The sequence below is a fragment of the Serratia sp. FGI94 genome (assembly GCF_000330865.1).
Lineage (GTDB): Bacteria > Pseudomonadota > Gammaproteobacteria > Enterobacterales > Enterobacteriaceae > Serratia_B > Serratia_B rubidaea.
Genome location: NC_020064.1, coordinates 4,269,377 through 4,281,368, shown reverse-complemented (window position 1 = coordinate 4,281,368; position 11,992 = coordinate 4,269,377). Strand labels below are relative to the sequence as shown.

Sequence of the window (11,992 nt, the reverse complement as noted above, 5' to 3'; positions counted from 1 at the left end):
GGGAGAGCGTGGCGATGGGGTCGTAGCGGCGTAAGCCGCCGGAGCGCCCCTCGTTACGCTAGGCCCGAGTATCTCGGATTTTCAGACAACTTTGTCATCAACTCCAGGGGGCCGATATGGCCCCCTGCTTGGCAGGTACTTCTGATGCCGCCGTTGTTTAGCGCATTTTCAGCGGGTCTTCGTCCGCCAGCCGCTGGTCTTCCGCCATACAGGCGGCGGCGGTGAACAGCACGTCGGTAGAGGAGTTCAGCGCGGTTTCCGCAGAGTCCTGCAGCACGCCGATAATAAAGCCGACCGCAACTACCTGCATGGCGATATCGTTCGGGATGCCGAACATATTGCACGCCAGCGGGATCAGCAGCAGCGAGCCGCCGGCCACGCCGGATGCGCCGCAGGCGCAGACCGCCGCGACCACGCTCAGCAGCAGCGCGGTCGGAATATCCACCGCAATGCCCAGCGTGTGCACCGCCGCCAGCGTCAGCACGGTGATGGTGATCGCCGCGCCGGCCATATTGATGGTGGCGCCGAGCGGAATGGAAACCGAATAGGTGTCTTCATTCAGATTCAGCTTTTTGCACATCTCCATATTCACCGGAATATTGGCCGCCGAGCTGCGGGTAAAGAAGGCGGTAACGCCGCTTTCGCGCAGGCAGGCGAATACCAGCGGATACGGGTTGCGGCGAATTTTCCAGTAGACGATCAGCGGGTTGAGCACCAGCGCCACCAGCAGCATACAGCCGATCAGCACCATCAGCAGCTGGGCATAGCCCCACAGCGCGTCGAAGCCGGTTTCCGCCAGCGTGGACGCCACCAGCCCGAAGATACCCAGCGGCGCACAGCGGATCACCGCCCGCACCACCAGCGTGACGGCGTGCGATGCATCGGTGATCAGCAATTTGGTAGTGTCGGCGGCGTGGCGCAGCGCTAACCCCAGGCCGATGGCCCAGGCCAGAATGCCGACGTAGTTGGCGTTGATCAGCGCGTCGAACGGGTTGGCCACCACGTTCATCAGCAGGCCTTTCAGCACCTCGGTGATGCCGCCCGGCGGGCTGATATCGACATTGCCGGTCACCAGCGCCAGATTGGACGGGAAGGCGAAGCTGAGCAGCACCGCCACCAGCGCGGCGGCGAAGGTGCCCAGCAGGTAAAGGAACAGGATCGGGCGGATATTGGTTTTCTGCCCCTGTTTATGGTTGGCGATCGATGCCATCACCAAAACCAGCACCAGTACGGGGGCTACCGCCTTCAGCGCGCCGACGAACAGCGCGCCGAGCAGGCCCACGGCCGAGGCGGCGGCGGGGGAGATGAATGCCAGCAGAATGCCGGCCACCAGGCCGACCAGAATTTGTTTAACCAGGCTGCCCTGTGTAATGCGTGTCAGTATTTTATGCATGATGCTTATTTAGCGTTTCCGCTTCCTGATGATGTTGCGTAATGGGTGCCGCGCCTCGGCAGGAACCGTGCCGGGCGAATTTTATGCGCACCTGTAACGAAGTGTGTTTGCTCTTTCAGTATTCAGTAAACGCGCGGGGTTGGGAAGTCTCTGATGTGAAATTCTGCGGGCGGATCAACTCTTGATAACATCCTGATTACATTTGTGTGATCGCAATAACATTTGGCGTTTAGCGCGATGAACAAACGATTATGGGGCGGAAAACCGCCCCGGGTAACAGATTATGGCGCCTTGCGCGCCAGCCGGTCGTTGCGATGGTTGACCCAGGCGTTAATCGCCAGCGTCAGCAGCAGGATGCCCGCCACCACGCCTAACGAAATGCCGATCGGAATATGGTAGAAATCGACGATCAGCATTTTGACGCCGATAAACACCAGAATCACCGACAGCCCGTACTTCAGCATCGAGAAGCGTTCGGCCACGTTGGCCAGCAGGAAGTACATGGCGCGCAGGCCCATAATGGCGAACAGGTTGGAGGTAAGGACGATAAACGGATCGGTGGTGACGGCGAAGATGGCCGGAATGCTGTCGACCGCGAAGATCACATCGCTCAGTTCCACCAGGATCAGCACCAGCACCAGCGGCGTGGCGAACAGCAGGCCGTTGCGGCGCACAAAGAAGCGCTCGCCTTCCAGGTTATCGGTCATGCGCAGGTGGCTGCGTAGCCACTTCACCAGCGGCTTGTCGCCGATAGCGCCGTCGTCCTCTTTCGCCAGCGCCATTTTGATACCGGTAAACAGCAGGAAAGCGCCGAACAGGTACAGCAGCCAGGCGAACTGGGCAATCAGCCAGCTGCCGGCAAAGATCATGACGGTGCGCAGCACAATCGCCCCCAGCACGCCGTAAATCAGCACGCGGCGCTGCAGGTTGGCCGGCACGGCAAAGTAGCTGAACAGCATCAGCCAGACAAAGACGTTATCCACCGCCAGCGCTTTTTCAATCAGATAGCCGGTGAGGAAGGCCAGCGCCTGCGTATCGGCCACGGCGCGGCCGGCGGTTTCGCTCAGGTAGTACCAGAAGCCGAGGTTGAACAGTAACGAGAGGGTGACCCACACCAGTGACCAGCAGGCGGCCTGCTTCATCGACATGGCATGCGAGCCTTTGCGGCCCTGCAGCAGTAAATCAATGGCGAGCATCACCACGATAACGGCGGCGAAGCTGCCCCATAACCACGGGGTGCCAACGGTATTCATCATTATGTATCCTTCAAAAACAAAAACGGCCAACGTCGGAAGGACGCCAGCCGCTCTGTGAACGCTGCAAGCAAACCTCGCCTTCCGGCAAGGTCTCACTTACAACGTCGATGAAGGTGTTACACCTTGACCATCGGGTTGCCCGGTAACCGGATGCTTGCGCATCGTAATGACGATTAACCGGCAATGAAGTTACTCCCCTTTGCTGACGTAAAAAGTAATGCAAAATGTGTCAGCGGTCAATGTCTAATCCTCATCCGGCCAATGCCTGCTGCGCGCCGAGGCTGACGACAAACCCCTGCAGCAGCAGCCTGCTGAACGGCGTATCGTCCACCTGCCGTTGTTTTTGCTGGTATTCCGCCTGCCGCACCGGCTCCATCTCGGCCAGCCAGTGCAGATAGTGGCGCATGATCGCCGCGTCGAACTCCGGGTGAAACTGGGTGGTCAGCGCATTATCACCATAGCGCAGGATCTGGTAGTCATCCTGCGTCGAGCGGGCCAGCACCTCGGCACCCGGCGGCGGCGTCAGCACGCTTTGCGCGTGGATCAGGTTGGCCTTGAAGCGCGGCGGCAGCGTCATCAGCCGGCGGTCGTTCGCGCCGGCCGGCAGCAGCTCAATCTCCAGCGTACCGACCTCCATCCCCTGCGGGTGATAGCCCACCTTGCCGCCGAGCGCATGGGCCAGCAGCTGGTGGCCGTAACACACGCCGAAAATCGGCAGGCGGATCGCCATCGCCTGACGCAGCCATGCGGCCGCCTGCTCGCTCCACGGCAGCCGCTCCGTCACCATCGCCGGCGAACCGGTGATCACCACGCCGCAGTAGTCAGCCGGCGCCGCCGGCCGCTCCCCGGCGGGCAGGTGGACGATCTGCACGCGTTCGGCGGCCATGCGCCCCTGCTGCATAAACATCTGTTCAAAATTGCTTTGCGCCTGGCGGATGGCGTCGGGCGCATCGCCGGTTTGCATCAGTAACAGCGGCTTCATGGTGTTTCTCCATCGGCGGGGAAGGCGACGCCGGTTTGCCGGCGGATTTCGCTCAGCAGGGCGGCGACGATACGTGAGTTTTCCAGCCCGGCATGCTCAACCTGACGTCGCGCCACCAGATCGGCAAAGACTTCGGCCTCATAGCGCATGGTGTTGTCATGCTGCGGCCGGCTCAGATCCTGCAGGCTGCCGCCACGCGGCAGCAGCGCCACGCCCTGGCACTCCGAGATTTTCTCGATCAGCAGCGCGCCGTCCTCACCCTGAATTTCACTGGCGAGCGCCGAGTCGCTGACTTTGGAGTGGCAGATCGTCACGTCAAAATCGCCGTAATTGAGGCAGACGGTGCCGTGGGCGTCCACGCCGCTATCCAGCAGGGCGGCGCTGGCGACCAGCGACTGCGGCGCGCCGAACAGCGCCACCGCGCTGGCCAGGCAGTAATAGCCGATATCCATGATCGAGCCGTTGGAGAACTGCGGGTTGAAGGTGTTCGGGTTCTCACCCGCCAGATAGCGCGGGTAGCGGGAGGAATACTGGCAGTAGTTGAACAACGCCTTGCGCAGCTTGCCGACCTGCGGCAGCGCCTGGCGCAGGGTGAGAAAGTTGGGCAGGTGGGCGCTTTTGAAAGCTTCGAACAGCACTACCTGCTGCTGCCGCGCGCAGGCCAGCAGCTGCTCCGCCTCCTGCAGATTGGAGGCCAGCGGCTTTTCGCAGATCACATGTTTGTGATGGCGCATAAACAGCAGCGCCTGCGGGCAGTGCAGCGAGTTCGGGCTGGCGATATACACGGCGTCAAAGGTATCGGACTGCGCCATCGCCGTCAGGTCGTCAAACAGCTGTTCAACCTGATAGGGCGCGCCGAAGCTTCTGGCCTGTTCCAAGCGGCGGGAATAGACGGCGGTCAACTGCATTTTGCCGCTTTGATGGGCGGCGTCGATAAAGCGTTCGGTAATCCAGTTGGTGCCGACGACGGCAAAACGAATCATAGCTAACTCCGGTGGCCTGATACTGATAAATCAGAGTATCACGCCGCCAGCAGAAGGCGAATATTTGTCAATAATACCTTAATTATCAATCATCAACGTACAGACCGCCGAACAGCGACAGATGGGTGAGATACAGCCGGGTGTCAAATTCCAACTGGTGATAGTCCGGCTCCATATGGCAGCACAGCTGATAAAATGCCTTGTTGTGATCTTTCTCTTTCAGGTGCGCCAGCTCATGCACCACGATCATGCGCAGGAAGGCTTCCGGCGCGGTCTTGAACACCGTCGCCACGCGGATTTCCGCCTTGGCCTTCAGCTTGCCGCCCTGCACGCGCGAGATGGCGGTATGCAGCCCCAGCGCGTGTTTCATGACGTGGATCTTGCCGTCGTACGCCACTTTGCTGATCGGCTGGGCGTTGCGCAGATAGTGGTTTTTAATCTCGGTGGTGAACTGGTACAGCGCCTTGTCGGTGGTGCAGCTGTGCACCTGCGGATAGCGCTGCAGCAGCACCTCTCCCAGACGCCGCTGCTGGATCAGCTGTTGTACCTGCGTTTGCAGATGGGCGGGGTAGCCTTGCAGATAGGTAAGTTCGGACATGGCGCGATAATCTTCAGTAGCCGTTCGGCCGGTTATTGTATGCGGTTTTTTCGCACAAATCCGGCAAAGGGCGGTGAATAGCAAAAAACATTTTACTGACGGACGTTTTTAGGGGATAAACAGCGCAAATTTATCAGTCAGGAGGGGCAATGAGCCAACTCGATCTGGGAACACAGCAACTTGAGCTGGAGCGTTATCCCCAACAAGAAGGCGCCGCGCCGCTGCAGGCGTGGGAAGCGGCGGATGAATATCTGCTGCAACAGGTGGAAAATCAGGACGTTGCCGGACGCCCGGTGCTGATTTTCAACGACAGCTTCGGCACGCTGGCCTGTGCGCTGCACGCCCTGCGGCCCTACAGCGTCAGCGATTCCTACATGAGCCAGCTGGCGACGCGCCACAATCTGGCGTTAAACGGGCTGGATGCGCAGCAGGTGACGCTGCTCGGCAGCCTGGATGAGCTGCCGGCCGCGCCGGCGCTGGTGTTGATCAAGATCCCGAAGGCGCTGGCGCTGTTGGAACAGCAGCTGCGCGCGCTGCGCAAGGTGGTCGGTCCGGATACCGTGATTATCGGCGGCGCCAAGGCGCGCGATATTCACACCTCGACGCTGCAGCTGTTTGAGCGCGTGCTGGGGCCGACCCGCACCAGCCTGGCGTGGAAAAAGGCGCGTCTGATTTACGGCCAGGTGGCGGACATCGTGCCGCCGGCGGCGGCGGAAACCACCAACTGGCAGCTGGACGGCAGCGAGATGCTGATCCACAACCACGCCAACGTGTTCTCCCGCGGCGGTCTGGATATCGGCGCGCGTCTGTTCCTGGAGCATCTGCCGAGCGATCTGGAGGGTGAGATTATCGACCTGGGCTGCGGCAACGGCGTGGTGGGTCTGAAAGCGCTGCTGCAGAACCCGCAGGCGCAGGTGACCTTTGTCGATGAATCCTATATGGCGGTGGCGTCGAGCGAACTGAACGTGCGCCATAACCTGCCGCAGGACGTGGAACGCTGCCGTTTCGTGGTCAACAATGCGCTGGCCGGGATGGAAGGCGGCAGCGCGCAGGCGGTGCTGTGCAATCCGCCGTTCCACCAGCAGCATGCGATTACCGATGAAACCGCCTGGCAGATGTTCCTCGACGCCAAGCGTTGCCTGAAGGTGGGCGGGGAACTGCTGATCGTCGGCAACCGCCATCTGGACTACTACCAGAAGCTGAAGCGCCTGTTCGGCAACTGCGTGACCGTGGCGTCCAACCAGAAGTTCCTGGTGCTGAAGTCGGTGAAAACCGGCGCGCGCCGCTACTAAGGCGCATTCAGGGGCGCAGCGCGCGCCCCTGACGGTTTACAGCGCCATCGCCAGTCGGGTGCCCTGCTCGATGGCGCGGCGCGCGTCCAGCTCGGCGGCCACGTCCGCGCCGCCAATCAGGTGGACGCTTTTCCCCATCGCCAGCAGCGGCTGCTGCAGTTCACGCCGCGGTTCCTGGCCGGCGCAGATCACAATGGTGTCCACCGGCAGGCAGCTGGCCTGTTCCTCACGCACGATATGCAGCCCTTCGTCGTCAATGCGCTGATACTGCACGCCGTTCAGCATTTTCACGCCGCGCATGCTCAGGCTGGCGCGGTGGATCCAGCCGGTGGTTTTACCCAGCCCTTCGCCCACTTTGCTGGTTTTACGCTGCAGCAGGAAAATCTGTCGCGCAGAGCGGGGGACGTCGGCGCCGTCCGGCGACAGGCCGCCGCGCTGGCGCAGCTGCGTATCGATGCCCCATTCATGATTAAACGCCTGCAGATGCAGGCTGCTGGATTCGCCGTTCTGGCTCAGGTACTCGGCGGTGTCGAAGCCGATGCCGCCGGCGCCGATAATCGCCACCCGCTGGCCGACGGGCTTTTTGTCGCGCAGCACGTCCAGATAGCTCAGCACCCGGGCGTTGTCGATTCCGGGGATCGCCGGCGTGCGCGGCACGATGCCGCAGGCCAGGATCACTTCGTCAAACTCCTGCAGATCCTGCGCCTCAACCTGGCGGCCGAGCCGCAATGTCACCTCGCGCAGCGTCAGCTGACGCTGAAAATAGCGCAGGGTTTCATGGAACTCCTCTTTGCCCGGGATCTGCTTGGCGATATTGAACTGGCCGCCGATAACCGGCGCGGCGTCAAACAGCGTCACCCGATGGCCGCGGCTGGCGGCGGTGACGGCGAAGGCCAGCCCGGCCGGGCCGGCACCCACCACCGCCAGACGTTTGGGGGATTGCGCCATCGTCAACGGCATTTCGCTCTCCCGGCAGGCGCGCGGGTTGACCAGACAGGAGGCCAGCTTGCCGTCGAAGATCTGATCGAGACAGGCCTGATTGCAGCCGATGCAGGTGTTGATCTCGTCGGCCCGTCCTTCGGCGGCCTTACGCACGAACTCGGCGTCGGCCAGAAACGGCCGCGCCATCGACACCATATCGGCGCAGCCGTCCGCCAGCACCTGTTCCGCCACCGCCGGATCGTTGATACGGTTGGTGGTAATCAGCGGAATGCCGACTTTACCCATCAGTTTGCGCGTTACCCAGCTGAAACCGGCGCGCGGCACCATGGTGGCGATGGTCGGGATCCGCGCCTCATGCCAGCCGATCCCGGTGTTGATGATCGTCGCGCCGGCCTGCTCGATCGCCTGCGCCAGCCGTTCGATCTCCTGCCAGTCGGAGCCGTCCTCCACCAGATCGAGCATCGATAGGCGGTAGATCAGAATGAATTCGCGCCCCACCGCCTGCCGTACGGCGCGCACGATCTCCACGGCGAAGCGCATGCGGTTGGTGAAGCTGCCGCCCCATTGATCGTCGCGCTGATTGGTGCGCGCGACCAGAAACTGGTTGATCAGATAGCCTTCGGAGCCCATCACCTCCACGCCGTCATAGCCGGCCTGTTGCGCCAGCGCGGCGCAGCGGGCGAAGTCGGCGATGGTCTGCTCGATCTCCTGCGGCGTCAGCGCGCTGGGGCGGAACGGATTGATCGGCGCCTGCAGCGCGGAGGGCGCAACGGGGTGCGGCTGATAGCTGTAGCGCCCGGCGTGCAGGATCTGCAGGGCGATCTTACCGCCCGCCTGGTGCACCGCCTCGGTGATGGTGCGGTGATGCGCCACCTGCTGCGGCTGCTCCAGCGTAGACGCGCCGCGGTACACCACGCCCTGCCGATTGGGCGCGATGCCGCCGGTGACGATCAGCGCGACGCCGGCCGCTGCGCGTTCGCCATAGAACGCCGCCATTCTCTGCGGCCCGTCGGGCAGTTCTTCCAGACCGGTATGCATCGATCCCATCAGCACCCGGTTTTTCAGGGTGGTGAAGCCAAGATCCAGCGGCGCCAGCAGGTGTGGGTATAAGCTCATTGCACTCTCCATGGTTTCTTCCCGAATCTTGGGCACGTTCGGCTGTTATTATTATGTCTGACCGCAAGTGGTCGGATGAGATAAATCTAGCCGCTGTCTTGCCGCTTGGGAATCCGCGTTGCGCTGAATGTGATAGCCGTCATGAATCTTCCTCCGTGTTTGCATATTGAACGGCAGATCGGTTAGCATTTGCGCGTTATTTATCCATTCTCTCTGCGGAGCCTTAACCAAAATGAACAATCACGCCTGTTGAATCCGGTCCCATGCTGAGCAGCCTTGCTGCCGGATGGGGTGCTATTGATTTCATTCAGGAGTGCCTATGGCTCATTTTGCGTCATCCCCTTATCTCGTTATTCATCAATTAACCTGTCGCTTTGCCGACGGTGAAACGCTGTTTGGCCCGTTAAACCTGAGCCTGGACCGCCGCCACTGTGCGCTGGTGGGGCGCAACGGCGTGGGCAAAAGCCGTCTGCTGCGCCTGCTGGCCGGGCGGGAGCCGCCGGCGGACGGCCATATCGAAACCCGCGGTCTGGTGGCCTGGGTGCAGCAGCAGTCGGCGGTAGAGCCCGGTGTTACGCTGGCGCAGTGGCTGGGCTACGGCGAGGTGTTCGCCGCGCTGGCGCGCGTAGCGTGCGGAGCGATGCTGGCTGAAGACGTCGAGCGGCTGGAAGGGCGCTGGGATCTGGCCGAACGGCTGCAGGCCGCGTTTGCCGAGGCCGGGCTGAGCGGCTGCCATGCGCAGCGCCCGGCCTGTGAACTCAGCGGCGGCGAACGTATGCGCGCGGCCTTGTGCGGCGCGCTGCTGTCCGGCGCGGATTTTCTGCTGCTGGACGAACCGAGCAATCATCTGGATGCGGCGGGGCGCGACTGGCTGTACCGCCAGCTGGCGCAGTGGCGCGGCGGCCTGCTGGTCGCCAGCCATGACCGGCAGCTGCTGATGCGCATGCAGCGCATCGTTGAACTGACGCCGGATGGCCTGCACAGCTACAGCGGCGACTACCAGGCGTTCTGCCGCCAGCGTGAACAGGAACGGCAGGCGGCGCGTCAGGCGCTGGATCATGCGGAACAAGCGCGTAAACGCGCTCGCGCCCGGCTGGTGAAAGAGCATGACGCCAGCCAGCGGCGCGCGGCGAAAACCCTGCGGGAGGTGGATAATCTGAATATCGCCTCTTTCGAGCGGGTGAAGTACAAAGGCGCCGCCAAAGAGAGCCTGGGCACGCTGCGCCGGCAGCATCAGCAGCAAAAAAGCGCGCTGGACAGCGCGGTGCATCAGGCGCAGCAGCGGGTCGAGACGGAAAATCCGGTGCTGTTCACCCTGCCGGGCAGCGCGTTGGCGGCGGGCAAACAGGTACTGACGCTGGAGCAGCTGCGCCTGCCGTTCAGCACGCTGCCGCCGCTGGACTGGCGGATGGACGGCCCGATGCGGGTGGCGGTCTGCGGGCCGAACGGCTGCGGCAAATCCACCCTGCTGCGCACCATTCTCGGCCAGCTGATGCCGAGCGACGGCCGCTGCCGGCTGGCGGTGAACGCCGCCTACCTGGACCAGACCCTGAGCCAGTTCGACCTGCGTCGTTCACTGATGGACCATCTGGCATTGGAACGGATGCCGATGGCGGCCGGGGAGCTGCGCACCCGGCTGGCGCAGCTGCAGCTGGGGGCCGAGCGCCTGACGCTGCCGCTGGCGATGCTGAGCGGCGGGGAGCGGCTGAAAGCGGCGCTGGCCTGCGCGCTGTGGCGCGAAAGCCCGCCGCAGCTGCTGGTGCTGGATGAGCCGACCAATCATCTGGATCTGGCGTCACTGCAGGCGATTGAGGCGGCGCTGCACGGCTATCCCGGTGCGCTGCTGGTGGTGTCCCACGATGAGGCGTTCCTGCAAGGGCTGGGGCTGACCCACCGGCTGCAGTGGCGGCCGCAGGGCTGGTTAGCGCAGGTTCTCTAGGATGCAGGCCAGCAACTGCTCAAACGCGGCGGCCATCTGCTCTTCCGGCACGCAGGCAAAGCCCATCAGCAGGCCGCGCCGGCGGGTCGGCAGCATGTAATAGCGCGACAGCGGGCGCACCAGCACGCCGCGCGCGCCGGCGGCGGCGGCAATCGCCACGTCGTCGGCGCTGTCCGGCAGGTTGAGGATCAGGTGCAGACCGGCGTTGTTATTGAATTCGCTCAGCGCCTGTTTACCCAGATGCTGTTCGATCAGCGCGGTGAGAAAGGCGCGCCGCCTGGCGTACAGCAGCCGCATGCGGCGAATGTGCGCGGTGTAGTGGCCTTCCTGAATAAACTGCGCCAGCGCCGCCTGGATCAGCAGGTGACCGCCGCGGTACAGCTCGGCGTGCGCGGTTTTCAGCGCCGCCGTCAGCGGCTTCGGCAGCACCACGTAACCGAGCCGCAGCGCCGGATACAGCGTTTTGCTGAAGGTGCCGATGTAGATCACCGGCGCGTCGGCCTCCAGCCCCTGCAGCGCGGGGATCGGCTGGCCGGAGAAGCGGAATTCGCTGTCGTAATCATCTTCGACGATCCAACCGCCGGTGTGGCGCGCCAGCGCCAGCAGACGCTGACGGCGCGCCAGGCTCAGCACCGACCCCAGCGGATACTGGTGCGACGGCGTGACGAACATCAGCCGCGGCGCGCCGCTGACCTGTTCCGGCGGCACGATGCCGGCCTCATCCACCGGCAGCGGCCGGATATCCAGGCTGTTCATGCGCAGAATATTGCGGATGCCCCAGTAGCCCGGTTCCTCAATCCACACTTCATCATCCGGGTTGCACAGCATGCGGGTGACCAAATCGATCGCCTGATGAATGCCTTCGGTAATCAAAATCTGTTCCGGCGAACAGCGCACCGAGCGGGCGACGCGCAGGTAATCCACCAGCGCCTGCTGCAGCTCCGGGCTGCCGCCCTGATTGCTGTAGGTCAGCCGCTGCGGCGCGGGGCGGCGGCTGATGCGCGCCTGAATCTTGCTGAACAGCTGGTGCGGGAAGGCGTTGACGTCCGGCACGCCGGGAATAAACGCGCCCCACTGTTTGGGGCTGGCGCTGGCGTGCAGCAGCAGCGCGTTGCCGCGCTGCGACAGTTCAACCGGACGTTGTTCGCCGTCGCTGCCGACAGGCGCGCTGGTAGTGGATAAACAGCTGTCCGGCACCGTTTCTGCGACGAATGTTCCACTTCCCTGACGAGAAAGCACATATCCTTCTGCCAGTAGTTGTTCATAAACGGTTAAAACCGTGTTACGTGAGAGGCTCAGTTCCTGCGCCAGATCGCGCGACGCCGGCAGGCGGCTGGAAGGCGGCAGGCTGCCGTCCAGAATGCTGGTGCGGATGGCGTTATACAGGCGTTTATGCAGCTTGTCATCGGGCTGTTCGCCGAGACGCTGCAGCAACAGATCGCCGCTGATTGAGCGCAATTGGATCCCTCAATTATTCGTAACTGGCACTCG

At 62.8% G+C, this 11,992-nt stretch carries 9 protein-coding genes; 2 read left to right on the top strand and 7 right to left on the bottom strand.

From position 1 onward, the window contains the following. Positions 1-157: 157 nt before the first annotated feature. The 5 genes from sstT to D781_RS19455 form a co-directional block, all read right to left on the bottom strand. A complete protein-coding gene (sstT, locus tag D781_RS19475) occupies positions 158-1,393 on the bottom strand; it encodes a serine/threonine transporter SstT (RefSeq protein ID WP_015961948.1) in 1,236 nt (411 codons plus the stop codon). A gap of 281 nt (positions 1,394-1,674) precedes the next feature. Further along, on the bottom strand, positions 1,675-2,649 hold the full coding sequence (locus D781_RS19470; RefSeq protein WP_015961947.1) for a TerC family protein: 975 nt from the start codon (positions 2,647-2,649) through the stop codon (positions 1,675-1,677). A 250-nt stretch (positions 2,650-2,899) separates the two neighbouring features. Continuing rightward, positions 2,900-3,631 carry a glutamine amidotransferase gene (locus D781_RS19465; RefSeq protein ID WP_015961946.1) on the bottom strand — a complete coding sequence of 244 codons (732 nt, stop codon included), beginning with the start codon at positions 3,629-3,631 and terminating at the stop codon, positions 2,900-2,902. Then, positions 3,628-4,614, bottom strand: a complete 987-nt coding sequence (locus D781_RS19460) for a Gfo/Idh/MocA family oxidoreductase (protein WP_015961945.1) — start codon at positions 4,612-4,614, stop codon at positions 3,628-3,630. Before D781_RS19460 ends, D781_RS19465 begins: the two co-directional genes overlap by 4 nt. Positions 4,615-4,699: 85 nt before the next feature. After that, positions 4,700-5,248: a M48 family metallopeptidase gene (locus D781_RS19455; protein WP_326002829.1), complete on the bottom strand. Its 549-nt coding sequence runs from the start codon at positions 5,246-5,248 to the stop codon at positions 4,700-4,702. A 113-nt stretch (positions 5,249-5,361) separates the two neighbouring features. On the opposite strand from D781_RS19455, the gene rlmG reads away from it, so the two are divergent. Beyond that, on the top strand, positions 5,362-6,504 hold the full coding sequence (rlmG, locus tag D781_RS19450) for a 23S rRNA (guanine(1835)-N(2))-methyltransferase RlmG (RefSeq protein WP_015961943.1): 1,143 nt from the start codon (positions 5,362-5,364) through the stop codon (positions 6,502-6,504). A gap of 36 nt (positions 6,505-6,540) precedes the next feature. Here rlmG and D781_RS19445 read toward each other — a convergent pair whose 3' ends face one another. Further along, positions 6,541-8,562: an NADPH-dependent 2,4-dienoyl-CoA reductase gene (locus tag D781_RS19445; protein ID WP_015961942.1), complete on the bottom strand. Its 2,022-nt coding sequence runs from the start codon at positions 8,560-8,562 to the stop codon at positions 6,541-6,543. A gap of 319 nt (positions 8,563-8,881) precedes the next feature. Between D781_RS19445 and D781_RS19440 the strand changes: the two genes are divergently transcribed. Continuing rightward, positions 8,882-10,501 carry an ABC-F family ATP-binding cassette domain-containing protein gene (locus D781_RS19440; protein ID WP_015961941.1) on the top strand — a complete coding sequence of 540 codons (1,620 nt, stop codon included), beginning with the start codon at positions 8,882-8,884 and terminating at the stop codon, positions 10,499-10,501. Here D781_RS19440 and D781_RS19435 read toward each other — a convergent pair. Continuing rightward, on the bottom strand, positions 10,484-11,959 hold the full coding sequence (locus D781_RS19435) for a PLP-dependent aminotransferase family protein (protein ID WP_015961940.1): 1,476 nt from the start codon (positions 11,957-11,959) through the stop codon (positions 10,484-10,486). The genes D781_RS19440 and D781_RS19435 overlap by 18 nt on opposite strands. Between the last annotated feature and the right edge of the window lie 33 nt (positions 11,960-11,992).